Annotated in this window: 24 protein-coding genes and 10 pseudogenes; 15 read left to right on the top strand and 19 right to left on the bottom strand. The window is 60.3% G+C overall.

Going from position 1 to position 25,180, the window contains the following annotated elements; all coding sequences use genetic code 11:
- Positions 1-2: 2 nt before the first annotated feature.
- Complete coding sequence (locus tag AC0NIE_RS34600) at positions 3-812, top strand: serine protease family protein (RefSeq protein WP_473488858.1); 810 nt, start codon at positions 3-5, stop codon at positions 810-812.
- A 154-nt stretch (positions 813-966) separates the two neighbouring features.
- Here the strand turns inward: AC0NIE_RS34600 and rpiB are convergent, their stop codons facing one another.
- The 8 genes and pseudogenes from rpiB to AC0NIE_RS34560 form a co-directional block, all read right to left on the bottom strand.
- Entirely contained in the window at positions 967-1,413 is a 447-nt protein-coding gene (gene rpiB / locus AC0NIE_RS34595) for a ribose 5-phosphate isomerase B (RefSeq protein WP_473488857.1), read from the bottom strand.
- A gap of 19 nt (positions 1,414-1,432) precedes the next feature.
- Positions 1,433-2,710, bottom strand: a complete 1,278-nt coding sequence (locus AC0NIE_RS34590) for a TRAP transporter large permease (RefSeq protein WP_473488856.1) — start codon at positions 2,708-2,710, stop codon at positions 1,433-1,435.
- Position 2,711: 1 nt separating this feature from the next.
- Complete coding sequence (locus AC0NIE_RS34585; RefSeq protein ID WP_473488855.1) at positions 2,712-3,179, bottom strand: TRAP transporter small permease; 468 nt, start codon at positions 3,177-3,179, stop codon at positions 2,712-2,714.
- A 90-nt stretch (positions 3,180-3,269) separates the two neighbouring features.
- Positions 3,270-4,259, bottom strand: coding sequence for a TRAP transporter substrate-binding protein (locus AC0NIE_RS34580; protein WP_236377372.1), 990 nt, complete (start codon positions 4,257-4,259; stop codon positions 3,270-3,272).
- Positions 4,260-4,294: 35 nt separating this feature from the next.
- Positions 4,295-5,035 carry a FadR/GntR family transcriptional regulator gene (locus AC0NIE_RS34575; protein WP_473488854.1) on the bottom strand — a complete coding sequence of 247 codons (741 nt, stop codon included), beginning with the start codon at positions 5,033-5,035 and terminating at the stop codon, positions 4,295-4,297.
- 425 nt (positions 5,036-5,460) lie between these two features.
- A pseudogene (locus tag AC0NIE_RS34570) lies at positions 5,461-6,386 on the bottom strand (dihydrodipicolinate synthase family protein).
- A 17-nt stretch (positions 6,387-6,403) separates the two neighbouring features.
- Positions 6,404-7,042 (bottom strand): LysE family translocator, encoded by a 639-nt coding sequence (locus AC0NIE_RS34565; protein WP_473488853.1) that lies wholly within the window; start codon positions 7,040-7,042, stop codon positions 6,404-6,406.
- A 59-nt stretch (positions 7,043-7,101) separates the two neighbouring features.
- The gene (locus AC0NIE_RS34560; RefSeq protein WP_473488852.1) at positions 7,102-7,791 is read right to left on the bottom strand and encodes a B3/B4 domain-containing protein; all 690 of its coding nucleotides are present in this window, start codon (positions 7,789-7,791) and stop codon (positions 7,102-7,104) included.
- A 214-nt stretch (positions 7,792-8,005) separates the two neighbouring features.
- On the opposite strand from AC0NIE_RS34560, the pseudogene AC0NIE_RS34555 reads away from it, so the two are divergent.
- From AC0NIE_RS34555 to AC0NIE_RS34535, 5 genes and pseudogenes are all read left to right on the top strand, one after another.
- Positions 8,006-8,695 (top strand): annotated as a pseudogene (locus AC0NIE_RS34555) (aminotransferase-like domain-containing protein); the annotation flags it as partial.
- A gap of 76 nt (positions 8,696-8,771) precedes the next feature.
- Positions 8,772-9,431 (top strand): aminotransferase class I/II-fold pyridoxal phosphate-dependent enzyme, encoded by a 660-nt coding sequence (locus AC0NIE_RS34550; protein WP_473488851.1) that lies wholly within the window; start codon positions 8,772-8,774, stop codon positions 9,429-9,431.
- Positions 9,432-9,852: 421 nt separating this feature from the next.
- Positions 9,853-10,413: an EamA family transporter gene (locus tag AC0NIE_RS34545; protein WP_473488850.1), complete on the top strand. Its 561-nt coding sequence runs from the start codon at positions 9,853-9,855 to the stop codon at positions 10,411-10,413.
- Positions 10,414-10,415: 2 nt separating this feature from the next.
- Positions 10,416-10,697 (top strand): EamA family transporter, encoded by a 282-nt coding sequence (locus AC0NIE_RS34540; protein WP_473488849.1) that lies wholly within the window; start codon positions 10,416-10,418, stop codon positions 10,695-10,697.
- A 158-nt stretch (positions 10,698-10,855) separates the two neighbouring features.
- Positions 10,856-11,076 (top strand): annotated as a pseudogene (locus tag AC0NIE_RS34535) (ABC transporter ATP-binding protein); the annotation flags it as partial.
- Positions 11,077-11,138: 62 nt separating this feature from the next.
- Here AC0NIE_RS34535 and AC0NIE_RS34530 read toward each other — a convergent pair.
- A complete protein-coding gene (locus AC0NIE_RS34530; RefSeq protein ID WP_473488848.1) occupies positions 11,139-11,414 on the bottom strand; it encodes an endonuclease in 276 nt (91 codons plus the stop codon).
- Between AC0NIE_RS34530 and AC0NIE_RS34525 the strand changes: the two are divergent.
- Positions 11,397-12,023 (top strand): annotated as a pseudogene (locus tag AC0NIE_RS34525) (IS6 family transposase). The gene AC0NIE_RS34530 and the pseudogene AC0NIE_RS34525 overlap by 18 nt on opposite strands.
- A 79-nt stretch (positions 12,024-12,102) precedes the next feature.
- Positions 12,103-12,528 (top strand): annotated as a pseudogene (locus AC0NIE_RS34520) (IS6 family transposase); the annotation flags it as partial.
- A 76-nt stretch (positions 12,529-12,604) separates the two neighbouring features.
- On the opposite strand, the pseudogene AC0NIE_RS34515 reads toward AC0NIE_RS34520, so the two are convergent.
- A pseudogene (locus AC0NIE_RS34515) lies at positions 12,605-13,116 on the bottom strand (transposase); the annotation flags it as partial.
- A 436-nt stretch (positions 13,117-13,552) separates the two neighbouring features.
- On the opposite strand from AC0NIE_RS34515, the gene AC0NIE_RS34510 reads away from it, so the two are divergent.
- Positions 13,553-14,170 carry a Rossmann-fold NAD(P)-binding domain-containing protein gene (locus AC0NIE_RS34510; RefSeq protein ID WP_473488847.1) on the top strand — a complete coding sequence of 206 codons (618 nt, stop codon included), beginning with the start codon at positions 13,553-13,555 and terminating at the stop codon, positions 14,168-14,170.
- 73 nt (positions 14,171-14,243) lie between these two features.
- Positions 14,244-14,948 carry a nitroreductase gene (locus tag AC0NIE_RS34505; protein ID WP_473488846.1) on the top strand — a complete coding sequence of 235 codons (705 nt, stop codon included), beginning with the start codon at positions 14,244-14,246 and terminating at the stop codon, positions 14,946-14,948.
- 30 nt (positions 14,949-14,978) lie between these two features.
- On the opposite strand, the pseudogene AC0NIE_RS34500 reads toward AC0NIE_RS34505, so the two are convergent.
- The 5 genes and pseudogenes from AC0NIE_RS34500 to AC0NIE_RS34480 all read right to left on the bottom strand — a co-directional run.
- A pseudogene (locus tag AC0NIE_RS34500) lies at positions 14,979-15,062 on the bottom strand (sarcosine oxidase subunit gamma); the annotation flags it as partial.
- 199 nt (positions 15,063-15,261) lie between these two features.
- On the bottom strand, positions 15,262-15,648 hold the full coding sequence (locus AC0NIE_RS34495; RefSeq protein WP_473488845.1) for a hypothetical protein: 387 nt from the start codon (positions 15,646-15,648) through the stop codon (positions 15,262-15,264).
- A gap of 8 nt (positions 15,649-15,656) precedes the next feature.
- Positions 15,657-17,003 (bottom strand): IS5 family transposase, encoded by a 1,347-nt coding sequence (locus AC0NIE_RS34490; protein ID WP_473488844.1) that lies wholly within the window; start codon positions 17,001-17,003, stop codon positions 15,657-15,659.
- A 279-nt stretch (positions 17,004-17,282) separates the two neighbouring features.
- Positions 17,283-17,570: an XRE family transcriptional regulator gene (locus AC0NIE_RS34485; protein WP_473488843.1), complete on the bottom strand. Its 288-nt coding sequence runs from the start codon at positions 17,568-17,570 to the stop codon at positions 17,283-17,285.
- Positions 17,571-17,885: 315 nt separating this feature from the next.
- Complete coding sequence (locus AC0NIE_RS34480; RefSeq protein WP_473482454.1) at positions 17,886-18,740, bottom strand: alpha/beta fold hydrolase; 855 nt, start codon at positions 18,738-18,740, stop codon at positions 17,886-17,888.
- A 47-nt stretch (positions 18,741-18,787) separates the two neighbouring features.
- Here AC0NIE_RS34480 and AC0NIE_RS34475 point away from each other — a divergent pair, with 47 nt between their 5' ends.
- Both AC0NIE_RS34475 and AC0NIE_RS34470 read left to right on the top strand, forming a co-directional pair.
- Positions 18,788-19,003 carry a hypothetical protein gene (locus AC0NIE_RS34475; RefSeq protein WP_473482482.1) on the top strand — a complete coding sequence of 72 codons (216 nt, stop codon included), beginning with the start codon at positions 18,788-18,790 and terminating at the stop codon, positions 19,001-19,003.
- Between the two features lie 704 nt (positions 19,004-19,707).
- Positions 19,708-20,151, top strand: a complete 444-nt coding sequence (locus tag AC0NIE_RS34470) for a type II toxin-antitoxin system VapC family toxin (protein WP_473488842.1) — start codon at positions 19,708-19,710, stop codon at positions 20,149-20,151.
- On the opposite strand, the pseudogene AC0NIE_RS34465 reads toward AC0NIE_RS34470, so the two are convergent.
- The 4 genes and pseudogenes from AC0NIE_RS34465 to AC0NIE_RS34450 form a co-directional block, all read right to left on the bottom strand.
- A pseudogene (locus AC0NIE_RS34465) lies at positions 20,087-20,350 on the bottom strand (DUF2958 domain-containing protein); the annotation flags it as partial. The gene AC0NIE_RS34470 and the pseudogene AC0NIE_RS34465 overlap by 65 nt on opposite strands.
- 451 nt (positions 20,351-20,801) lie before the next feature.
- Positions 20,802-21,092 (bottom strand): annotated as a pseudogene (locus tag AC0NIE_RS34460) (ISNCY family transposase); the annotation flags it as partial.
- A complete protein-coding gene (locus tag AC0NIE_RS34455; protein ID WP_473482450.1) occupies positions 21,034-21,174 on the bottom strand; it encodes a hypothetical protein in 141 nt (46 codons plus the stop codon). The gene AC0NIE_RS34455 and the pseudogene AC0NIE_RS34460, both read right to left, overlap by 59 nt.
- A 26-nt stretch (positions 21,175-21,200) precedes the next feature.
- Positions 21,201-21,407: pseudogene (locus AC0NIE_RS34450) on the bottom strand (hypothetical protein); the annotation flags it as partial.
- Between the two features lie 103 nt (positions 21,408-21,510).
- On the opposite strand from AC0NIE_RS34450, the gene AC0NIE_RS34445 reads away from it, so the two are divergent.
- The 3 genes from AC0NIE_RS34445 (at position 21,511) to AC0NIE_RS34435 (ending at position 24,345) form a co-directional block, all read left to right on the top strand.
- The gene (locus AC0NIE_RS34445) at positions 21,511-22,023 is read left to right on the top strand and encodes an Hsp70 family protein (RefSeq protein ID WP_473488841.1); all 513 of its coding nucleotides are present in this window, start codon (positions 21,511-21,513) and stop codon (positions 22,021-22,023) included.
- Entirely contained in the window at positions 21,971-24,040 is a 2,070-nt protein-coding gene (locus tag AC0NIE_RS34440) for an Hsp70 family protein (protein WP_473488840.1), read from the top strand. Before AC0NIE_RS34445 ends, AC0NIE_RS34440 begins: the two co-directional genes overlap by 53 nt.
- Before the next feature lie 62 nt (positions 24,041-24,102).
- Positions 24,103-24,345: a hypothetical protein gene (locus AC0NIE_RS34435; RefSeq protein ID WP_473488839.1), complete on the top strand. Its 243-nt coding sequence runs from the start codon at positions 24,103-24,105 to the stop codon at positions 24,343-24,345.
- Positions 24,346-25,180: the final 835 nt, after the last annotated feature.

The following is a 25,180-nucleotide window of genomic DNA, read 5'->3' as shown; positions in this document are numbered from 1 at the left end:
AGATGGATGACGAGACAAAGCATCGCCTGGAAGCCGTCCAGAAATTTATCCTCAGGTCCACCGTTCCAATCTTGGTGGAGGGTGAGGAAGGCAAGCCCTTTCCCGTCGGGACAGGTACGCTTCTCAGAATTAACAACAGGTACTTCATTGTCACTGCGCAGCACCTATTCGAGGATGCAGCCCAGCTAGAGCACATAGCTGTACCGGATGGTTTGGACAGCGATAGTTACACGCGCGTCCTGGACCTCGTACACAGCAAGACAAACAATGACGATATTGATGTCGCGGTAGTCGAGATCACTAATTCGGAGTCGATTGAGGGCATCAAGGCTAACTGGAACTTTCTCACGCTCGATAATGTGGACGTATCAGCATCGACGAATAGCGTATGGGTGGTCGGCTATCCCGTGTCCCGCGTTTCCTTCAAAGGGGAGAGGCTGGTAGCGGAACCCTTGACCCTTCTGACAGAGCGCATGGGCGAAGTGCCTGCGGAGGCGCTCCCGCCCGTCCACGAGGGACTCGATCTTTTCTATACATACGCTCGGAGCGCACATCTGCTATGGAAAGGCGAGGCAGTAACGCCCGAACTATATGGCGTGAGTGGAGCGGCTATATGGGACGTCAGCGGCCAGTTACCTACTGGACTCTGGCTGCCGGAGCGGTTCGCTAAGATGGTGGCGATCCAGTCGGCTTTCATGCACAGCGGTTACTTGCGGGCCAAGAGTTGGCGGGCCGTCGCGCGATCCCTTGCGAAGATTGACACCGAGTTGGGCGAAGCAGTCTACGAGAAGACGGGAGTGACCGGCGGCTAGGGCCGAGGTCAAGGACGAATGGCGGCTTCGAGGAAGCGTCACGCCATCCGCGGATAACCGAGTTGGGGTCGTCAGCGGAATGGCCGCTTCCTGATAATTTCGTCCTGCTTGCGGACGGTCGCTTCCGGCCCGATACTGCCTTCTTCTCTCGAAACTACCGCTCGCCGTCCATTTCGGCGAGCTTGCGCACTCGGCGGCGGAAATCCTCGTCAGTGGAAAACTCGGCCTGTAGGTACGCGGTAACCAGGTCCTTGGCGAGCCAGGCACCGATGATCTGCGCGCCGATGCACATGACGTTGACGTCGTCGTGCTCGACCGATTGGTGGGCCGAATGCACGTCGTGGCAGACCGCCGCACGGATGCCCTTCACCTTGTTGGCCGCGATTGAAGCGCCGACTCCCGTGCCGCACACCATCAGGCCGCGCTCCGCCTTGCCCGCGATTATCGATGACGTCACCGTCTTCGCGATGTCCGGAAAGTCCACCGGATTGGGATCGTAAGACCCGGCGTCGTGCACCTCGTGTCCCAGCGACTTGATGTGCTCGATGATTGTCGCCTTGAGCGGGAAGCCGGCGTGGTCGGAACCGATGACGATGCGCATCTTCAGAATTCTCCAGGGGTTACTGAGCGATCATGCGGGGCAGCCACAAGGTGAGATCCTTCGCGAAGGTCAGGATCGCAAGCGTGGTCAGTAGCGGGATGTAGAACGGCAGCAGCGCCTTGAGCAGTTGCCGGATCGAGACCTTGGCGATGTCGGCTACCAGAAAAAGCGACAGGCCCATCGGCGGCGTAAGCAGGCCGAGCATCAGATTGAAGATCGTGACGATGCCGAGCTGAACCGGGTCGACGCCTGCCAGCACCAGCGGCGGCGCGATGATCGGCACCAGCAGCAGTGTAGCCGTCGTGGAATCCAGGAACATGCCCGCCACAAAGAAGATGAGATTCGCGATGACGAGTAGCATTACCGGATCGCGTGAGAGGCCAAGCAGTGCGGCCGCGAAGCTCTGCGGCACTTGCTCGACCGCGAGGATCCAGCCAAAGAGGGCCGCTGCCGCCACAATGATCAGGATCGCCGAGGAACTGCGCGCGGTGAGCACGGCCGAGTTCCACAGATGATCGAGGGTCAACTCCCGGTAGAGCAAGGCGCTGATGAGGATGACGTAGACGGTGGTGATGGCCGCCGCCTCGGTCGGCGTGAAGGCGCCGGCTGTCATGCCGGCAATCATCAGGGCGGGCGCCACGACCGCGGGCAGCGCCGGGAGGAAGTCGCGTCCTATTTCCCACAGCGTCGGCCAGCGGTCGGCCCGCGGATGCTTGTGGATTGTCGCCACCACGAGCACCGTCAGCATCAGGAGCGCAGTGCACAGTATGGCGGGCACGATACCCGCGACCAGGAGCTGCACGATCGAGACGCTCGTCACCGAGCCGTAGACGATCAGGGGAATGGACGGCGGGAAGATCGGCCCTAGCGTCGCCGAGGCGCCGGTGACGGCGCCTGCGAAGGAGGCGTCGAATCCGCGCTTCTTCATCGCGTCGATCTCGATGCGTCCGAGTCCTCCGATATCGGCGAGCGCGGCGCCCGACATACCGGAGAAGACCAAGCTGCCGAAAACGTTCACCTGCGCCAGCCCGCCCGGCATGCGGCCGACCAGCGTGTAGGCAAATCGGAAGATGCGGTCGGTGATCCCCGACAGGTTCATCAAATTGCCGACGAAGATGAACAGCGGAACCGCAACCAGCGGGAAGGAATCGAGCGCGTAGGTGACGCGCTGCGCAAGGAGGCCGAGGGGAAGGCCTTCGATGATTACGTAGGCAATGGACGGCAGGAGGATGGCATAGACCACCGGAAAGCCGAGCATGAAGAGCGCCAGGAAGGCGATGACGACCGCAAAACCCATGTCAGACCGCGATGTTGGTGTCGGCCTGCGGCGGCTTGCGCAGGTGGAGGAGGTGGACGAGAGCTGCGCCGGCGAAGCCGAACAAGGTCGCGCTCAGGAAGATCCAGAACGGGATGCCGAGCGTCGGCGTCGCGTTGGCCAGGTTCCTCGAAATATTGGTTGCCGTGACATAGGCGAGGAAGCCGGTCGCGGCGATGGCGCCGATCGAGATCGACCAGTTGACGATCCCGCGCAGGCGCGCCGGCATCGCGGCTTTGAATTCGCCCATGACGATGTTCTCGCCGTTCTGCACCACCAGTGGATAGGCGCCGAAGACCAGGCAGATGAGCAGGAAGCGCGTGAACTCCTCGGCTCCGATGAAAGGCAGCACGAAGACCCCACGCATGATCACCTGCGCGGTCGGCACGAGCACGAGGCCGGCCATGATAATGACGACGAAAGCTGTAAGAATGCGTTCGGCGATGCGCATCGCGTCCTCCCTTCCGGCCGGCGAACCGGCGCTGGCGGCGACAATTTCCCCAAATGGGTTGGCCAGGGCGCGAGCCCCGGCCGTCATCGATCACTTGACCGCCTGGATCTGCTCGATAAGCGGTGTGAAGTTCGGGAAGTCCTGCGCGATCTGCTTGTTGACGCCGTCGCGGAATGCGGCAATGTCCAGCCCGTCGGCCTCGGTGATGATGGTCATGCCGCGTCCCTTCAGCTCTTCGACGAGCTTGGCCTCGCCATCCTGGGCCATCTGCAGCGACTTCTTTGCCTCGTCGTCGAGCACTTTGGTAATCGAGGCGCGCTGCGCCTCAGTCAGGCCCTGCCAGACCTCCTCATTGACGAACACGGCGAGGACGGCACGCATGTGGCCGGTCATCGAGATATGTGACTGCACTTCGTTGAGGTTGTTCGAGGCGATCATGGTCAGCGGGTTCTCTTGCCCGACCACCACGCCGGTCATCAGGGCGGTCGGCAGTTCCGCGACCTCGACCGGAGTCGGGATAGCGCCGAACCCTTTGACCATCGAGACCCACAGCTCGAGCGGGACGGCGCGGAACGGCTTGCCGGCGAGATCGGCCGGCGTCTTGACCGGGAAGTTGGACGAAATCTGGCGGTCGCCGCGGTAGATGCGGCCGATGATGCGCACACCCTGTGCGACGAGCTTCTCGTTGAGCGCCTGCAGCGCCGGCGAGGTCGCCGGGTCGGTCGCGGCAAGTGCATGCGCGCCGTCGCGGTAGATGAAGGGCGCGTTGAACACCGCGACCTCAGGCACGAGGCGTGCGAGCGAGGCGAAGTCGTGGTGGCCCATCGAAATCGAGCCCATCTTGACGCCGTCGACCATCTCGGCGACGCCGCCGAGCTGGCTCGCCGGATAGACCGTCACGGTCACTTCGTTGTTCGTGGCTGCGGCGATGCCTTTCGCGGCCTCGGCGGCGTAGATCGTCTGGATGTCGCCCTCGGCACCCACATGCGCGTAGCGCAGCTCGGCGGAGAGCGCTGCGCCCGTCATGACGAGCGCGACGGCCGCGCCTGTCAGTGCGTTGATGATGGTCCTGTGCAGCATGTCGGAAATCCTCCCTTGATTTTCATCCCTGTTGCTTAGGTCTGCGGCCTCCGGGCGAAGGCCGAGATGAGGCTGCGGCGACGGAATTCGTCGCCGATGGCGAAATGGTCGCGGAGCTTGCGGTCGGCCGCGTCCGGATCGCGACCGACAATCGATAGAAACACTTCGCGGTGCGCTTCCACGAGATAGTCCACGATGCCGGGCTCTGAGACGGTCACTTCGCGCCGCTGGACATGGCTGCGGCGCAGCAATTCGCCGATCGCGCCGTAGAGTGTTGTCAGTGCCTCGCTGTGCCCGGCCTCGACGATCGCCTGGTGGAAAGCGAAGTCGGCTGCGCCGCCCTCGATCGGATCGTGCAACGTGTCCATCAGCCGGGTGAGCTTCGAGCCGATGCGCTTCAGATCGCTTTCCGTCGCGCGCTCGCAGGCAAGCCGGATCGCCTGGCACTCGATCGCAATGCGTGCCTGCATCACGTCGTCGAGGATGTCGGGCTGCTGAGCGAGGCTGAAGGTGAAGAAATCCGAGAGGACGTTGATGTCGGCCTGGCGGACGTAGGCGCCCTTGCCATGGCGGATATCGAGGAAGCCGAGCATGGCGAGCGAACGCAATGCCTCGCGCAGCAGCGGCCGAGACACGCTGAGGCTCAGCGACAGTTCACGCTCGCCCAGCAAGCGCTCGCCCGGCTTCAGGGTGCCGTTCAGCAACGCGTCGCGGAAGAAGCTGAACACCTTCTCTGCGCCCGACAGGTCGTCGCCCTCGGCAAGCATCGTTGACATCGGCCGCCTCTCCTCCCTGCTGGCCTTACAGTGGTCTGACCACTGATTCCCGAACGAAGAGTCGATGTCAAGCAGGAAGATATCACCGTCAGGTGGGAGGCGGGCCAAGCTCGCGCGATGGTCAGTTGGAGACTTCAATCCCACCAGGGTGAATGTCTGCGATCGCCCTCTGGATGCCGGGAGCTGCCGGTCCGCCTTCGGCCCGGATTGAGACGTTCCTAGCCTCGTCGCAGAGCGTAGGCAGATGGCGCGGAGTTTACGACCAACATCGGGTCAAAGTCGCATAAGAGTGCAGTGTGGAACCAGATTGCGCCTGTTCATCGCCTAACCGTTAAAAGGCCGTGTTGAGCAGCGATCCAATTCTGCGCCGCCCAAACTTCCATCTCGAACTGCGCGCGGAATGCCCGCGCGCCGGCTGCCTAGTCTTAGTCTAGAAGTTGCACTGGGCATGCCCTGTGCTCGGCGACCTCGAGCTTCTCCAATGCCTGCCTAATCTCATCTCCAGCGTCCTCCGGCAGCGGCAAAACAGGGCGGGTGGCTGGACGTGCGCCAGACCGAGGAGGTCGGCGATGACGAACATGACGCGAAAGCTGCCGTAGCGTTTGAACAAGGTCCAGAGCGGCTCGAAAGCGTGGTTCAACCGAGCGACCTCCACAGCGTCGCCGGACTGCGCTGCACGCGTCAGCGCAAGCGCCGGAACCGCCAGCAGACCTGCCGCAACGCTGTACCAGGTGTCACATCCGGCAAGCAGGGCATCGGCCGCGCCCCAATCGCCGCTGTATCCGATTGTGAAAGTGTCAGGCGTCATCGGCCGCAAGCGTGCCAGTTCCCCCGCGTGATCGCTATTCGCCGCCAGAGGCATTTTCACGGCGACGATGTTGGACACCGCTGACAGCCGGGCGATCGATGCGTCGCTGAATGTGAAGCGCGTGGTGCTTGGATTGTTGTATATGCACAAAGGCAGTTCCCCCGCCTCGGCCACGGCGACGAAGTGCTGGAAGACTTCGTCCTCGTTCAGGGGAACGTAGGATATCGGTGCCAGGAGCAGGCCGTCAGCGCCAGCGGATTTGGCATCGCGCGCTAGAGCTTGAGCTTCGTCGGTACGCAATGCACCCACACCCACGACAAGAGGCGTTTTGCCGCCGATGCATTCCACGGCAGCCTGGACGGCACGCTTCCTTTGCTCCCTCGTGAGGTAAGCATAGCCGCCCGTGCTTCCGAGCAGCCCGATGGAGTCTGCTCCCGCGTGGTGAATGCGCTCGAGAAAACGAGCCAGTGCCTCAGGATCGACATGCCCTTCCGCGTCGGTTGGCGTGAGGGGGAACGCCGACAGGCCACGAAACAAAGTCATCATCTATCCTTTCGAAACTACATACGGGAAAGCAGCATGCGCAGCCCGGCGAACGCGAAGAACACCGCCAGCAGACTTTCGATCCAGCGGCGACAGCGGCGATACAGAGCCACCATCGGCGGTGTGGAGAAGACAATGGCGTAGCCGCAGAAGATCGTGACACTTAGGACGGCACAGCCACCCAATATCGCCGCGATGCTCTGCCACGACGAATTCGGGCCGATCCCCAGCGCGACGAGCGCGATCCATGCCAGCACGGATTTAGGGTTCGCCAAATGCATCAAGAGGCCCCTTCTATAGAGCTCACCCCGTGAAAGAGCGACTTCGTCGGCCGACGCGCGCGCTGCCAGCTTCTCGTTCGACGTAAGCGCCGACCGTCCCGCCCTGAAGGCGAGGAATAGCAGGTAGAGGCCACCGGAAATCTGCAGAACGAGCAGTGTCTGGGCGTACCTGGCCAACAGGGCGGAGATGCCGGTCGAGGCCATCAAACCCCAGAAGATCGAGCCGCTGACAACACCCGAGGCGAGCATGAGCGCAGCACCTCTGCCGCGAGCCATCGCCACGCCCATGATGCGCATGTTGCTGGGGCCGGGGCTTCCCGCGGCAATGACATATGCAGCAAAGACAATGAGCAACTGATGGAGATCGACATTCATTCTCTCAGCCCTTGAAATTCTCATTCAAATTAATGGATGCGATCGCTCGACCGGAAACGTCATTTGGTGATGGCGATAGCTTGGCTGACGATCCTGCAGCCCGGCATCAACGCGTTCAGCCCTTCGACCAGGGCATCCGTCGCCTCCGCGAGCGCTTCGTCGGGCATGGTTTCCAACGCCTCCAATATGAACCATATCCGGCCTGTTGCGGCCTCCAGGCGGGTTCGAGTTCCTTGTCGCCAATTCCAGCGTCTGCAGGTGGCGCCAATGTCGTCGCGCCAGATGACCTCTCCCGATAGGGGAGGATCGTCGATTGCCTCCCCGTTCATCAGAGTGTCGAATGTCTCAGTCCCGTCCGCGATCGTCAGGAAGGGTCTCCCGACATAGGCGTCGTAGTTCTCTCCACCCACCGGGATTGCGTATTTCAGGCTGACGGCGTTGTAGAGATCGACGACTGGGTTGATCGTGGGAAGGGTGCCGTCTTTCAGAACCCGCTTTCTGATGGCCTGGGCTGAGCACGGCGTGCGGGTAGGCTTCGCGCCAAAGAGGACGTAGGCGTCGGACCAACTCAACAGATGAGCTTCTGCCCAAGCCGGGCCACCCGCCAACACGCAATCGCAGGCTTCAGCAAGCAATCGAGGATCGAAATGTCCTTCTCCAGCTGAAGTCGCATCGACGTAGACGCTCACGGCTCTAAATCCCGATGCAATATTCTGAATTCGACCATCGATGATGGGATCCTCAAACATCCAGGCAACTCCATCAATTCAAGTGCAAGCAATCCATGAGCGGCGCGACCAGTGACGATCGCGTCCTTGACTGCAGACCAATATTGCAGTTCACTGGCCCAAATTAAACTGCCACTTATGGAGATTTTCACTAGTCCAGTATAAGGAGGGTTCTCGCAGGACAGGAGCGACGCGTCGAATTTATCAATCCCTGCTCAAGCAGATCCAGGCCGGAGTGTACGGTGTCAGTGACGCTCTACCTTCAAGTCGCTCGCTTGCGGAAGAACTGGGTGTTTCGAGGACGACGGTTACCGCCGCATTCGACCAACTCATTTCGGAGGGTTATGTCCGGGTACAGCAGGGACGGAAAGCGTGGGTTGCTTCAGCAGGGCGGCTGAGCCCGGTCGCTCCGCCCGACTGTTCGGCGATGCCCGCTCGCCAGCTTTCAGCCTATGCAACTCGTGCGATGACTCTGCCGTCGAACAGCACCGCAGGCAGGCCGCCGCTCAAGTTCGATTTCCGCTACGGGGATGTTGCAGCAGGAGACTTTCCAAAGGCCCCCTGGCGAAAAGCGCTGAACACCGCCTTTCTCAGGCATCGCGACAGATTGGGATACGATGACCCAGCAGGAAGCCGATCCTTGCGGGAGGCATTGCAGGGCTACGTCTGGCGGTCAAGGGGCATCAGCTGCGATCTCGGCCAGATCATCGTTGTGAACGGATCGCAGCAGGCACTGGACCTCTGTGCTCGGGTCCTTGTCAACCCCGGTGACCGGGTCGTGGTCGAAGACCCGTGCTATGAAATGGCCAAGAACGTCATGCTCGCCGTCGGAGCAAACATCGTTGCAGTACCCTGTGGCGCTGATGGCATAGACACCACGAAGCTTCCTGAGACTGGCGACATTGCGGTGGCGTACGTGACTCCGAGCCACCAGTTTCCTCTGGGAGGAGTTTTACCTGCTGCGCGTCGCCAAGCCTTGATGGAGTGGTCCGCGTCGGCCAATGCTGATGTCATCGAGGACGATTACGACAGCGAATATCGGTACGACGTTGACCCCATTTCCGCCTCTCTATCTCTCTGGGCAAGGCCGCGTCATCTATGTCGGAACGGTCTCAAAGATCCTGTCACCAACGCTCAGGCTCGGATACATCATACTTCCGCATCCACTTGTCGAGGCCTTCATCGACTGCAAGCGGATCGCCGATCGGCACACGTCCACGTTCGAGCAAGAGGCTCTCGCGGCGCTGATCGAGACTGGTGCTTACGAGCGGCATGTCCGCAGGATGCGGAGACTTAACGCAGAAAGACGCGCCGTATTTCTGGCGTCAATGATCCGCGCAATTGCGGACGATATCGAGATCGTCGGCACGACTGCGGGACTTCACGTCGTCGTGTGGGTCAACACGATTTGCGCCGGGCAAGAGGCGCGTTTCGCAGATACCGCTCGAAACCACGACATCGGAATCTATCCCGTCACACGCCTGTTCTCATCCCCGACCGATGAACGAGCCGGATATATCTTTGGCTATGCATCCATGTCTGTCGATCATCTCGCCAAAGGAGTGGAAAAATTACATCGCGCATACCTCGGCTTCGTCGGCGAAGCGGCCCCCCCAAGCGGGCCCGGGGGCGACAACGGGAAGTTATCGATCACCACATAGTTTTCATTGCAAGAGGTACCCAGGCATCCGCTGTTTCTGTGACCTGGAGAGAAAACGTTTTCCGGTAGAGCGGTTTTCGGATCAACCACCATGCGCGACCGCCTCTCGGCCTAAACGGCAACGTTCGACCATTGCCGTCCTTGCAGCATGTCGAGAAATCTGCTCGAAAGCCTCTGCCTTTGGCGTCGTCGGCGGACTTGTCGTCCATGCTCGATGGCCGACCAAAACGGAGACCGCCGGCGTTGCCGCCCTGATCGCCGACGTTGCAGTGGCGATCCGCGTCGTCATGGCCGGCAATCCAGGTCGAATAAGGCTTTGTCGCAAACCTCCTACAACCCGCTACGTCGCAGGAGTTAGTTGCTAAAACCGAGACGAGCCGAGATGGACACCAGGGTGGACACTACCAAACACGGAGTTTGATATGACGACGGGAGTGTTTGCGATGGTGTTTGGCGCGGCTGTTTTGCATGCGGCATGGAACGCCTTGGTCAAGGTGAATGCCGACAGGCTAGTCATGATAGCAGTCATGATGATGAGCCAGGTTGCCGTCGGTATGGTGGTTGTCCCATTTGTGGCGTTCCCGACGCCAGAAAGCTGGCCATATATTTGGGCTTCATGTGTGCTTAATACTGCCTACTGCGTGTTTCTGATCAATGCATATCGTTATGGAGATCTGAGCCACGTTTACCCCATTTCTCGGGGTTGCTCACCGCTGGTCGTAGCGTTCATCTCCGTCGCGATCGTGGGTGAAACACTGACCATGCAGGCTGGCTTTTCGGTTGTTGTTATCGCTCTGGGTATCATGAGCCTAACCCTGACGCGTGGCGCGGGAGGCTTCCGGGAACCAAAAGCAATGCTGTATGCGGTGGGCACGGGCGTATTTATCGCCGGATATACGGTCGTAGATGGTTTAGGCGCCCGTCTTGCCGAAAGCGCAGAAAGCTACACTTCTGGTCTCACCTCTTCAACGGTATTCCGATAACCTTGCTGGCATTGTATCTGCGAAGGGGGCAGGTTAGGGTCTCGCTGCAGAAATGCTGGAAGGTCGGAGTGCTCGGGGGCATGATTTCTCTGTTGGCATATTGGATTGTCACTTGGGCAATGACACAAGCGCCTTTGGCTTTGGTATCCGCAGTCCGGGAATCAAGCATGGTGTTCGCTGTGCTGTTTGGTGTCTTCTTCCTTAAGGAGCGCCTCGACCTGGCGCGGTTGGCCTCCATCGGCATTACGTTGATCGGGACCGCGATGCTTAAGATATCCAAGTGATCGCTGTTCCGAGTTCGATCGAGCCGGCATGAGGGACGAAAGCTCGCTCTTGACGCCTTGCTGCGTTGCGTTGGTCAGCAGGAGCGGCATGTCCGCTCTCCATCACCCCCCGCGGACATCGCCGAGAGCATACCTAGAGAGAATCAGAGGGCTATGCGGTAGCCCTCTTCCACGATCTCTTCGCCGGCCAGGTGGCGTCGCGCATTTCGCAAGTCGCCTCCGCCGTGCACCAGCAGATCGTCGTCGCCTTTACGGCGTACCATATTTCCTGTTGCAGCTTACAGGTTCGCTCGTCCTGCTTGCCACGCTTTCCTGGCCGCTTGCGCTTCCTGTCCTTGTGTGGATCGCGGCGAACATCGCCATTGCGGTTATGGCGGTTCGAGCCTGGCGCCTTGTCCCAGCCACTGCCCAGGCGCGTGCCTCCCGACACGACCGATCTCGTCAGCCTTCAAGCTGCAGGCGCGGGGCCCATTCGGGGAAATCGATCAGGGGATTGCGATTACCTGGAAGAACGTAGATCGCCGCATTGCGATGTTTTTCCCACTCGTCGGGGGCATATTGTTCATGCCAGGCCAAAAGCGTTTTCAGCCGCTGTCCGGCATAGCGCCTGCCGCATAGCCGGCAGATGGTTCTGTCGCAAACGGAATGGCAACCCATATCTGGCACGAAGGCCTCTCTTTTTCGGGGAGCTCGCTTGCTATGTTCAAAGGCCGTCATTTCGACCGATCAGTGATCTTGCTGTGCGTGCGCTGGTATCTGGCCTACAATCTCAGCCTGCGCGATCTGGAGGAGATGATGGCCGAACGCGGCCTGAACGTCGACCATTCGATTGTGCACCGCTGGGTCGTCCACTTCTCGCCCCAGCTTCTGGAGCGCTTCAACGGCGCAAGCGCGCCGTCACCGACGGCGTCGGCGACACGGTCGAGTTCTTCTTCAGCGAACACCGCGACCTGCCGGCAGCCAAGCGCTTCTTCCGGAAGGCCCTGGAGCGCCACGGCAGACCGGATCGCATCGTCATCGACGGCAGCCCGACCAATCATGAGGCGATCATTTCCTGCGACGCCGAACACCGTCTGCGGAATCGATCGCGACCAGCGCTGAAGCCGATCCGCATCCGCAAGAGCAAGTACCTCAACAATCGGATCGAGCAGGACCATCGGCGCACCAAGCGCCGCAATCGGTCGATGCTCGGCTTCAAGTCGATGGCGAGTGCCGATGCCGTCCTTTCCGGCATCGAGATGGTTCACATGATGCGTAACGGCAGGCGAGGTTCGCCATAATCCACGTCCCTCGATCGCCGAGCGGTTCGAAATCCTTGCAGCATGATCATCGGCGCGAAAGCGTCCCGTTGTGACCAAAAGCACGATTTGCGACAGAACCGCATAGACCCGATGGCATGAACAGGTTGTGGCAGGCCATCGAGCAGGACGGCTATGTGCTCGACGAGATCGTCCAGAACCGCCGTAATACCAAGGCGGCCAAGCGCTTGCTGACACGGCTGTTGAAGAAGCAAGGCATCGCGCCGAAGCGCATGATCACCGATAAGCTGCGCTCCTATGGAGCAGCCAGGCGACAGGTGATGCCGCACGTCGAGCACCGGTCGCACAAGGGATTGAACAACCGGGCGGAGAATGCACATGTGCCGCTGCGAAAACGGGAGCGGACCACGCAAGGCTTCCGATCACCAGGAGCACTGCAACGCTTCGTTTCGATCTTCTCGGCTCTGCGCAATCTCTTCGTCCCGCCCTACTCAAAACGCTCCGCTCTCGCCACACATGTTGACCGGCTGCAGGCCATGGCGGAATGGAAAGCCGTGACCGTGGTCAGCTGACATCAGCGGCCGCAGGTCTCAACGCGTTTATATGCAGACAACGTGACATCACCGCTTCAATGCGTCTCGATAAGCATGTCAGCATGACATCGCCCGCCGCATAGAGCAGGGTTACGCACCCGCCGGCGCTGCATTTCGACATTCTGTCATGTAGTCGACCTCGCCCGACTGGAAGCGGCGTGGCACCAGGCCAAGATAGGCGCCCAGATCGCGGGAGCGCCTAAAGCGTCCACCACCGCGGAGAACGCGAGCGCGGTCAGGTTGTCGACGCCTGGGACTATCATTAGCCGGCGGCATGCCGTGGAACGTTTCGCGACGTTCTTGATGTTGCCATCGATTGCCGACGGCCGAGTGCATCGCGGCACGCGCTGCAATGAGGCTCTGCACGGCGGCGGATAGCCCGGCTATTCCCTCGCCGGCCTGCAGCTCCTGTTTGATTAAGCGGGACTGAAACACCCACGACAACACCGCGGATCTGGTTTGCATGACGCCTTGCCCGACCAGCTTCTTGCGGGCGATGATCAGCGCGCGAACGGCAAACGCCAGAAGTCACTTCACATGCGCCGGCTTGAAGAAGCCGATGCGGGCAAATCCGTACGTCGGCAACGGCGCCGAAGGGCTCAGCGGCAGCCTCAAAAGACCAAATCAGAGCGGCGTCCTGTATCCACAGCGCCGATAAGATTCATACAAACAATCGATTTTATCAATCTTGCCCGATGCTGCATAAGGACAGCGCCTAACGGCGCATCGATCTTTCGATCGCGAGGTGGGACCAACGCTTAAGTCGGGCAACGGCACGCGCGGGCGCGGTCTCTGGCGGTCATTGAGAAGTTCAATTGAGCGGCGGCGGCTCCGGTCAAGGACGCCGCGCGCCTCATCAGGCCAACTCGTTTGGAAGGTCGTCTGCACGAGAGTGCCGTCCCTCAGCCATTAAATTGGAGAAGCCGTTGAAACTTACAGGTAAAATCATCGTCATAACCGGTGTCTCCTCCGGAGTCGGCAGCGAAGTCGCCCGTCTTGCCCGGTGCGAAGGCGCGCGCGTCATCGGCTCGCTCGAGGTGATCCCACTGTCACGCTGGACGGCTTCATTCAGATCGACCAGAGTGCGCCCGAAGAGATTGATGCAGCGCTTACCAAATTCCCGGAACGCATCGACGGTCTTGTGAATGCCGCCGGCGTCCCCCGCATACTGGACCGCGATATTGTTGCACGCGTGAATTATCTCGGGACACGCCATCTCTCATATGAACTTCTTTGCCGTATGCCCAAGGGCGCTTCGATCGTGAATTTCGCCTCCCTCTCGGACACCGAATGGCCCAAGCGCGTTGATCTGCATAAGGAGCTCGCCGACACTCAGAGCTTTGCGGATGGACTCACTTGGCTCGCCGCCCATCCAGTGCCACAGGAAACCTGCTACCAGTATTTCCAGGCGCTGATTGTTTGGTCGGCCAGTGCGAGCTTCGACCTATACATGCGGCGGGGCGTCCGCATGAACACGGTGGCGCCTGAACCTGACTGGACCATTCTCGGGGATTTCTTCGCTATGCGCGGCCGTGGCTACGAACGGCGAGTTGAGGGGCGTCCGGTTGAGACCCACGCTAGAGCGCCGCGCGTCCAATTGGACGCGCAAAGGACGCTCTAGCATTTCTAGACTGCGCATGATGCTTTCCGGAAACCGATTTCCGGTTTCCGGGGTCATACGCTAAGGACGGCCCATGCTGGAAAACAGGACTACAGTTACAGATGATGCGGCGATCGTCGACGAGGCGATCACGTCGCGCCGTTCGGTGCGGGCCTTCCTGCCCGACATGGTCGATGACGAGACGATCCGCGCCATTCTCTCTGTTGCCGCGCGTGCACCTTCGGGCACCAACATGCAGCCCTGGCGAGTCTACGTCACCAAGGGCGAGGTCAAGCAGCAGATCACCGACGCCATCCTCAACTCCGGCGTCCGCGCCGAAAAGGCCGAGTGGGACGAGTATCGCTACTATCCCGACCAGTTCTTCGAACCGTATCTCAGCCGGCGGCGGGCCAACGGCTTCGGACTCTACAGTGCGCTCGGCATCGGCCGGCGTGAGGTGGATAGGATGCGCGCGCAGCACGACCGCAACTTCGTCTTCTTCGACGCTCCGGTCGGCATGATTTTCACCGTCGACCGGCGGCTCAACAAGGGCTCGTGGATCGACTACGGCATGTTCCTGCAGAACATCATGGTGGCGGCGCGGGGCATGGGCCTGCACACCTGTCCGCAGGCGGCGTTCGCGCCTTATCACCGGCAAATCAGGTCAGTGCTCAACATTCCCGACGAGGAGATCGTCGTCTGCGGCATGGCGCTCGGTTACGAGGATACGTCCAAGCCGGAAAACGAGTTCCGCACCGATCGCGCGCCGCTGGAAGAGTGGGTGACGTTCGCCAAGTGAGGAAGTGAGGTGACGACCGGCCGCCTCGGTCTACTGCACTTCGTAGCCGACTTCTTCGCTGGCGTGACAGAGCGCCTTCCAGAACGACCGCGCAAACGAGCGGAACACATAAATGGGGTCAGAACAAGAGCAGTGCGAAATCGTACGCTTAGATCGAACAGAACATGAACTGCATCGGATTTTGGATACGGGGGCTCCGATCTCTGTGGATTGGCACCGTCAGGCACCAGTTTTGGTTTCTTCGCCCGTCCGACTCAACAACGCTCCCGGCAGATTGGGCATGGGGAGCGGGCGATGGCAAAACGGAGACTTCTCAAAGCTCATGATCGACTCGCGCGGCCCGGGGTCGGCGATTGGCCAGATGCGGGAACAAATCCTTGACCGTTTCGGTCGACTCGTCGATAGCGATACGCGCTTGGGCAGGCGTTTTGCGATCGAGCGCGATGGCGTAGACGTCGAGCCGACCGGAAGCGACGATGCCGAGATATGGCGCGTCGCCTCGCATTGCCAGCAAGCGTCGCAGTTGGTGGATTTTCTCGTTGCCGTCGATCTGATCAGCGTCGACTAGGAAGACGAGCGGTGCATCCTGCCATTCATAGACGGCGCCGACGACACCCAGGATCGAATTCCTGTCACGTCGTGCGCTGGTCAGCGTGGCATAGGGCAGAAGCTCAGGCCCGTCGGCGTCGACAGTGAACAATCCGGGCGCTAAGCGGCGACCGACTTCGACCGAAGTTGAAGCAGGGCGATCAAGAGCGACAAAAAATCCTTCAGCCACCTGAGCAGGAGGGAGAAGTTGTAGCCGGCGGCGGCCAGGATGGCGTTGAGGGCGTCGCCCTGCTGGCCGGCGAGGTAGTTGCGGCCCATTCTGTGTTCGCTCTTGATGTGGCCGATGACGGGCTCGACCGCCGACCGCCGCCGCATCTGGCGCTTGATGGCTGGGGTGACGCGGCGCTTCTGGCCGGCGGTGAAGACCCTGAACTTGTGGCTCTGCGGTGCGTTGTGGCCGCGATAGCCGGCATCGGCGAGGATGCGGCCGATCTCGTTGCCGATGGTCTTTTCCATGTCGGGGATGACGGTTGCCAGCGTGTGGCCGTCATAGGGATTGCCGGGCAGTGCTTTTGCATGCAGGGCGAACTGGCCACCCTTGGAGCGCTTCAGCGTGGTGGCCACCGACACCTTCACCCCGAACTCATAGGGCACATGCGCCTTGCCCTTGCCGATGCATTCTACCTCGTGTGCGTGCAGGCTGTAGATCTTGCGGCCGCGCTGGCGCTGGCGTTGCTCGAGAACGGTGGCCGCCTGGTAGAGCGGCCATTTGAAGAGCGCGTCCAGCCCCGCATCGCCGGCGATCTGGCGAGAGATGTCGCGGATGGTCCGGCCGAGATAGGTCTTGAGCCTGCGCAGCGCCTTGTTCGCCCGCTTGAACTGCTTGGCGTGGGCATAGCGCTGATGGCTGATCAGCGCCAGCTTGCCGACCCGCATATAGCTCTGGCGCAAATGGAGCCCCTTCCTCTTGGCCAGTCGCACCAGCCGTTCGCGCGCCCGGTGGATGAGCTTGGCGTCGGTCGGGAACATGACGTTCTTCGGCTGCACGGTCGTGTCGACGATGACCTGGCGCGTGTCGGCCGGCTTCATCGCCCCGGTCTTGATCGCAAGGCTGAGGCTCTCCTGCAACAGCGCCACGATCCGCTCCTCGCCCATACGGCTGCGCCAACGCGTCATCGAGGAGCGGTCAAACGGCAGCGTATGGCAAAAGAACGTCTCGCCGGTGAGATACTGGAAGTAAGGGTTCTCCACCCAGCGCTCGCACAGCACCTCATCCGACAGGTTGAAGGTGTGCTTGAGGATCGCCAGCCCCGCCATCAGCCGGGTCGGCAGCGGCGGCATGCCGGGGCCGTCCGAATAGACGGCGCCGAAACGCTCCTCCAGCACCGGCCAGTCGATCGCCTGTGCCAGCCGCACCAGCTCGTGCTTCAAGTTGATGATCTGATCGAGCCTGGAGCGGAACAGATCCTGCTCTCCCGTCTCGCGCTTCTCGCGTGGCTTGGACATTCGCCGTCCCCTCGATTCGCCGCCGCCGAACCGAGTGAATCACGCTCCGCAGCACAAGGGAATCGCAAAACCGAATTGCAGGAAAACAGCGCTCATAAACCGCCAATCCTGCAATTCCAAAGCCGCTATCCGCCTCAATCAACATGCCAGATCAATGGCTTGCGGATAGTTCACGGTCGACGTCGGCATCGAGCGAGTGCAGCGCATGCGGTCGGCGCCGAAGGGCTCGAGCCGGGCCAGCCAGTCAGTCATGGTTATGGCCGTTTGCCAGTGGTGCGCTCACGAACGTAAATCCAGACTTGCCTGGCGATCGCCGCCGAAACGGCCGCGACGAGTAGCGCCGCGCGGCTTCTTCGTCGGCGCAACCTTGGCAATCGCGGTGCGATAGTCGACCCCGCTAGCGGCCATTTCCGCGACGAGCACGGCAACAAGGGCGATGTGCTGCGGCAGGGCTCTCCGTTTTGCATAGTTCGTGATCGAATTGGGGTTCATACCAATCAACTCGGCAAAGGTGCGCACACTGAGGCCGGCGCGCTCAAGTTCGGCAAGGAAGTCAGCGTAAGGCACCGCACCGCTTCGTCTCAGCACACTGTTTGATGTGTCATAGCACACAATACGATGGTACAATGGCACTCGCTCGACCTTCCATGCAACCGGTAAAAGCCGAAGAAGCAGAATGTTCGCATCTGCAGTCTTTGGGACGTGTGCTGTCAGTCCGGTTTTGGCTGACAAAGCGGAAAACCAGCCCTTCGTTCCTCATAGAACCATGATGCTTATCCTAGTGGCATGGCAGCTCTGGTGCGCGTCGACGGGACATTTTGAAGCTGCCCATCGCTTCCCGAAACAATCGTGTCAATCACGAGTGGGGGGATCGCTGCGCGTTCATCCCCCAGCTTCGGTATTCCACGCCTCGGGGAGGGCGTCCGCCGCAGTGTGCATCAGGCATGCCAGCACACGGACTGCCGCGCCAAAAAGAGCGGGACGAGGCATGAATTCGAGGTGGATGCCTGGAAACTCAACCCAGGGAACGCCAATCCGCCGCGCAATTTCGACGGATGGCCGGGCATAGAACAGCCCGCGGTCAGCTGAACCCGCGCCGAGAATTATAGGGAATTTGGCGCTGCGCAGTGCTGCCTCGTCGGGAACAAAGCGTCCCCAAGCCGCCCATTCATTCCCAAACAGGTGGTCGGCATTCCCAAGGAACCTCGCCTGGAGATCTTCCGGCCAGATATATGTGCTTTCGCTGCCCTCGCCCCGGACGGCCTGGAGGAACTCGAAGACAGTAGCTTGAGCGCCCGCTTCACGGTAGCGCGCGCCGATGCGGTCGAAAAAACCCCGCAACGGGTCCCCGTCAGCGAGCATCCCGGTGACGGGCGGCTCATGCGCGATCACGCCGCGCAGGACATCGGGGTGACGGGCTGCAATATCAAGCGCGACGATCGCTCCGGCGCTGTTTCCAAAAACCAGGGCCTTGCCGCCGGCAAGCTGGTCGATCAGCGCGCGCGCATCATCCGACTGCTGCGCGACCGTGATCGGCGTCTCAGAGCGGCCCGTACTGCGTGAGTTGCCCCGCCTGTCGTAATTTATGACTGTGAAGGCGCTGGCAAGATCCTCAGCCAGACCTGAGAAATACCCGGCGTCACCGCCGGCGCCCGAAATCAGCAGAAGATGTGGACCGCTTCCACGAACTTCATAATATATCTGAGCGTCGCCACGGTCGGCCATTCCACTGAGCATCGTTTACTCCTCAAGATTACTTCTGAGAACGAGGGAAAAAGGAAAGGTTGACAACCGGGAAGTCGAGCCCATTTTTCCGTCTCGCCCTTGCCCGCATCACCCGGTGGGACAACGCACGTCGGCCCGCCGGCATCGTGACCGGCGGCCAGGTGATCTCCCAAGACCTCGGCATCAAGCTCGAGAATGTCGGCATCAACATGCTCGGCCGCGCCAGGAAGGTGTCGATCCGTCTTCTCCTTGGTCGGGCACGTGTTTTCGAATGACGGGCGAGGCTGGGCTGGACCCTTGTAGCTCGCCAGGGCCTGCAGCAAATCCGTTAGAAGGTGCTGTTTCAGTCCGTCCTCTCAAAGACGGGCACACGGGTTCAACGGAAGAGATCATGCTCGTCTTGCCGGTCCGCGTGCAGTCACCCTGATTCAGTGTCGCACTTCTATGTGCAAAGCCCGTGCCAGCGCGCTCAGCGCGCAGTAAGCGCATGGATATGCTTTGAAAAACCTCCACAGTGCCCAGATGGCGGGTTGTAAGAACCTGACATTTCGCCAATGTTTGTTTTGAACCTGGCATTTTGTGTGCCGCTGTCAGGTTGTGGACACGCATCACGCGCCTCGCGGCGCCAGAACAGCGTGGCCCGCCCGCGCGGTCGCGAAGCGCCAAGACCATGAGGGCGCGTGCGGCACGCAGCCTCTGCCCGTCTTCCCGAAGCCGTTCGTTGCGCGATACCGGGCTTGGGTCGCGTGGCTCAGGGGTTTCGCCGCCAATGTTGATCGCGGAAGGGCTGGCGCAGCAGGAACGGGATCGTATCGTCCATCGCGCCAACATGGTGGCCGCGCTGCGTAGCCGCGAACCTAACGGCACGAACAAGCCGCCGTGAAGTATGAGCCAGCGCAAAAGATTCTGGCTAAGCACGGCCTGTCTTTTCAGCCAGGTCGAAAGCCGGTTCCACCGCAGGCCTATCACGAGCTCGACCATGACCTCACAGGTGGTGACGAATAATGTTCGTCGATGCATGTGCGATCGTCTCGATAATGGCGGGGAGGACACGGCCGACGCCTATGAAGCGGCGCTGCTCGATGCGGCATCGCCGCTCACATCGACACTTGCTCCCTGGGAAGCCATCATCGTCCTTTCACGGCCGGATCAGTTGAATTGCGCCTACAAAGCGGCTGAGGCGGTTGTCGTCGAATGGCTCGAAGCACGAAAGATTCGGCTCCGCGAGCCCGGTTCGCCCCGACGCGTCCTGTCCTACGCGGTCGCCGTCGCCGAACAGCACGGCATAGGAAAGCGGCGCCTCAGCAATTTCGGTCGCTTCCACTACGCCTATGCCAAGGCGATGCGCTCGCCGCTGCTCACCCTGCACCAGCTTTTAGGTCGAACAGACGTGGCAACCTTGCCGAAAGGATCCGATGACTGAGCGTCGTCGAAAAGTTGACTGAACTGCCGGAATTGACCGGGGCTCGTTGCCGAGCAGGTAAGCGAGGACATGGCCTGCCGAACGGCCCGGGCAAGCTGTCGAGGTCCGACCGGGCTACATAGCCGAGCTCCGGCCATCCCATGCCAAGGTCGCAAACACCGACGGCGACTCCGGGTTCGCGGTCGAACTCGGTCAAGAGCCAAGTCGCGCGCCGGTTGGCAGGAGAAGCTTCACGACGGGCTCGTGATCAAGCTCGGGCTGTTCGACCTCGCGGGCAACGCAATTCGCTTGGTGATGGCGCTCCAGGCGGGCGTCATTTCTGCAGGAAGGTGAAAGAGGATCTCGTTTCGTCTCGATGACGGGAGGGGCGTATTTCGCGCGCGACAGGGGCAAGTACGATCCGATGTCATTGAGATGGGCAACCAAGGCCCCGACCAGCCTGATCGAGAGCTGGCCACCGCGCCTCCATCGCTAGCCCGCTCGCAATCGTCCGGTTGGCGGCGTGGTGCTTACCTCAACGTAACGAATTCGGACCGGCCCGGCATCTGGCGATGTCATGCTTTGTGCGCGATGTTGCAACCAAAGTTCGAATGTCGCGGCGCCAGCAAAGTAGAATGTCGCATGGCGGTGGGGACGGCCACAACGAGAGCGCGCGACTCGCGGCCGACCTGCATCTCGGCAACCATCTCCAGGGCGGCGTCCAGCCGCTTGTTCTCGACGATCGCCGAACGGTGAACCGAGCGCAGCTCATCGAAGGCTCTGTAGGGCAGGGCGACACCCTCATGCATGATCTCGAGACGGCCATCAGCATAGTCGCAGACGACCACCTTCTTGCAGGCAAGCTTCTTCGCCAATTCGGTCGGGTGGAGAATGAACATCACCTTATCGTAACGCAGCGTCAGAGCCTGCGTCAGCGTGCGGACCTCCTTGCGGCACAGGGCCATCAAGAATGCGGTTCTTGGAGGGACGGCCACGCGCCTTGTGGCGAAGAGCCGGCGCGCCTTCAGATTGAAACGTCTTCATTAGCCGCTGGACTTGCCTGGCCGAGACGCCGAGCAAAGGCGCTCGCGCAATGCGGCGAGCGTGGCGATCTCATAGAGCCGGCGATCAGGCTTCTGCTGCCCAAAGATCAGTTTCCGATCGGTTGGACTGAGATGGGTGGTCGGAACACGCTCGGGCGGTGCACGCCGTCCCTCCGAATGAAGCCTTCGGAGCATCGCAATGGCTGTGAGCAAGGAGTCGTGGCGGCGCGCTGATGCAGTGATCGAACAGACGTTGGAACCCGCAATTATCGTTGGAACCACCGCGGTCAAGACCGGCCGCGTCTTTCTACGTGCCGAAAAGGTTTAGGAGCACATCATGTATCTTGGCATCGATCTCGGCACATCCAACTCCGCAATTGTCGGCACCGATGGCGAAACCCTGCGGTTGTTCAAGACCGTAGAAGGCATGGACGTCATGCCAAGCGCTATCACGATCGACCGGCGCGGTGGCCTCTTTGTGGGGCGCAAGGCCTACGACCAGTGTGCGTTCTCCCCACAGAGCGTTCAGCAGAAATTTAAGCGCTTGATGGGCACGGGCAGCACGGTCGACTTTCCTGGCACCGAGCGCGTGCTTACGCCCGAGGAAGCCAGTGCTGAGGTCATCAAGAGCTTGGTCGGACAGGCCCGTCGCGATCTTCCGGAAATGGAGATCGAGGGTGCAGTGGTTACCATCCCGGCGGCATTCAACCAGATGCAGTCGGAGGCCACCATGCGGGCCGCAAAGATGGCGGGGCTTGACAAAGATATCGCTATTGCAGGAGCCGATTGCGGCAGCGATGGCTGCCAATACCGGCATCGGCGGCGGGTCAGCGCAGTTCCTGGTCTATGATCTGGGTGGCGGCACGTTTGACGCCGCAATCGTGCAGAGCATTTCGGGCAACATCACCATTGTCGCGCATGCTGGTGTGAACATGCTGGGTGGCGACGATTTCGACCGGGCCATCGTGAACAATCTGGTGCGCCCGTGGTTGCTGGAGACCTTCAATCTCCCCGAGAACTTCCAGACCGACGCACGATATTCCCGTCTGATCCGGATCGCGTCGTACCGTGCTGAGCTGTGCAAGATCGCGTTGTCCTCGCAGCAGGTAGATCACGTCTCCGCCGATGAGAACCAGATTGGTACCAAGGACGAGGACGGCACAGACATCTATCTTGACGTCGAGGTGACCCGTGGAGTGCTTGAGAACCTGATCGCGGAAAACGTGGAACGCTCCATCGCGGAATGCCGCACACTGTTGTCCAATAATGGCTATTCGCCCATCGATATGGATAAGGTCGTCCTGATCGGTGGGCCAAGCAGAATGCCCTGCGTTCGGGAGCGCGTAGCGTTCGAGCTTGGGATCGCATTGGATACCAACGTCGACCCCATGACCGCTGTCGCCACCGGTGCTGCCATTTTCGCCTCTGGCAGAAATTGGGCCGCCGATGGAGCCACGACATCGCGGACCGGTCGCGCCGCCACGACATCATCATCTAGCCTGCAACTGCGCTTCGAATACATCGACAATACGGCCTCCCCCACCATCAACCTGAAGGTTCGTACGCCGATCGATCCGGTCCCGGCGAATGTGTACGTCCAAATCGATGCTGCGAATGGGTGGACAGCAGGAAAACTGCCCCTGTCGTCGATGGTCGACGTAAAGGGCGTTCCGTTGCCACGTGTAGGCTCGAACGAGGTGAAGGTCTCGGCATTCGGCGCGAATGGCGCGCTGGACACCGACGCAAGTGTCGTCCTCAAGGTTACTCGCCTCGCCGCCACGGCAGATGGCATGCCGCTCATGCATAATCTGGCGATCAAGATTGTTAAGGGGGGCATCGGTGCCGAGCACAACAAACTGCACATCATCGCCAAGAAAGGCGCTCCGACGCCTGCGCGTGGGATGGAATCCTTCCGCGCGTCCAGGGATTTGCGGGCAGGAGAGAAAGCATCGCTCGCGTTCGAACTGTTCGAGCAAGCTGACGATGTCGATGATCCGACTCTGAACCTGGCAGTCGGGTCCTTCGAACTGAAGGGGGATAGCCTGATCCCTGGTCAGATCATCCGTAAAGGTGATCGTGTGAACGTCCACTGGAGCATCGACGCGAACAGCCTGCTCCATTGCCACTTCGAGATCCCGGATGCCGGGCTCTATCACAGCCTTGAGAATATGTACGTTCCAACGAGTTCGGCATCGAATTTCGATGGCGAGGAGGGGACACAACTGGCGCGCGGCGGGATCGACGATGCACGAAAGGATCTAGAGTATTTGGAGCGTGCGTTGGGCAGCCGTATCGGCGCTCAATCCCAGAAGCTCCGCAGCAAACTAGAGGCCCAGGAGACCACAGTGGCCCTATCGCACAATGCAGACACCAAACGCATGGTGACGCAAGAAGCTCGGTTCCTGCGCCAAGAGATCCATCGTCTCAAGCATGATCCTGTGAACGTCTCGGCTGTTCAGCAGATCGAGCTGGACGATTTCGAGAACCACTATGCTCGGTATTTCGCCAAGGAAGTCGAACCAGAGACGAACACCAACATCACCCGACAGTTAGCATCGGCTCGCGACGCGTTGAGGCGCGGAGATCTGCAAGAGAGCCGGCATGCGCTGGAGGAGGCCAGCGCGCTGTTGAACGGCTTCATGCTCAAACAGCCTGGGTTCTGGATGGCTCAGTTCGACGGCTTGGTAGATTCCCGGTTTAACGCCATCGACAAGAAACTGCACGATCGCTTAGCGGATCGAGGTCAGCAGGCCATCGCCACGAACAACGTAGACGAGCTTAGAAATGTTGTGATCGAAATGTACCAGAACAGTATTCGTGAGGTTGGTGGCGGTGACTCTGGAATACTTTCTGGGCTCATGCTGTAAGTAGACGAGTAGATATTTCAGGGTTCGCAGCTCGCAGCACTGACCTTGGTAGGAGTGGCACAGTGGGACACATCAATTGGGCGAAGGTCATCCCAACCTGCGTGTTCTTCTTTACCCTGTGGCTCCTGCAGGGAGCGCTGTCCACGCTGTACGAGGCGATCGAGGCCAACTGCGGGATGACGGGCTGCGGGGAAAACATCGCTGTGGCCTACCAGATGCTGTCCCTATCGACGTTGGTGTCGGCGGGGGGGATGGCATGGGCGTCGCATAGGTTCAACACGGCGCTTTACAAAGGAAACGACTGAGGCGGCGGGATTTCAGTGTTGATTGTTCCTGCGGTCCAGGCTTGGGCGGGGACTGAAGTCTTGAGCACATGAACCGACCTTATCAAACGGCCGGGCAAAAGGTTTCTTTTTAATTTGCCGAAGTTTGCCGCGTCATCTTAAGTCTACTTACTAGATATCGCTTTCCAGAAGGTGCCAGTCCGGTTTCCGCCCAATGCGCTCATTGCGGAACATGGCTCCAGCGTCCGCTCATTGGAAGTAAAGCTGACTAAATGGAAAGTGGGAATAGGAGCTACTGCGCAACACTGTTCATGATTTGTGCTTCGAAAGTCGCATAAATGGCAGTGTGGAACGTCAGCCCGAGATCGGGTCCTGCAGAGGGTGCAACGTATTAACCTTGTGCTTTGGGGAGCACAGAATAATCGCACGTCTTCATCGCCTGGCAGCTTCATCATTGATGTCACCTTGGAGAGCGAGAGAAGACTGTTAATAGTTGGGCACGGGTACGAGCTGTCTCGGTCGTTCGCTCGATCGAAAGCACTATGCTTGGAGGAAGCTCTCCATGATGCAAGGCGAGAAGGTGCCGGCCTACTTCCTTGTCCGCTGCCGTGAGCCGATTGTAGTGGCGAATGAAAGTCCATCCAGGTATGGCGTACGGAATGTCGCTGTCCAAAATGAAGGCGTTTGAACGCTTCGCTTGAGCGTGCAGTTTCGTGCGCCAGCGCGGCTAAAGCGCGCCGGTTTGCGCGCATGCAGCCCAGAAAGGCCTCGAGGTTATGGAATAGACAAGCTTTACAGCGATAGGGCCGCTCCGGGCTTCAGATCCACTGGCAGTTCGGGAGCGCGAAAATTCGGG

Source organism: Mesorhizobium sp. WSM4842, assembly GCF_055901575.1.
This window is presented reverse-complemented; position numbering and strand designations above follow the sequence as displayed.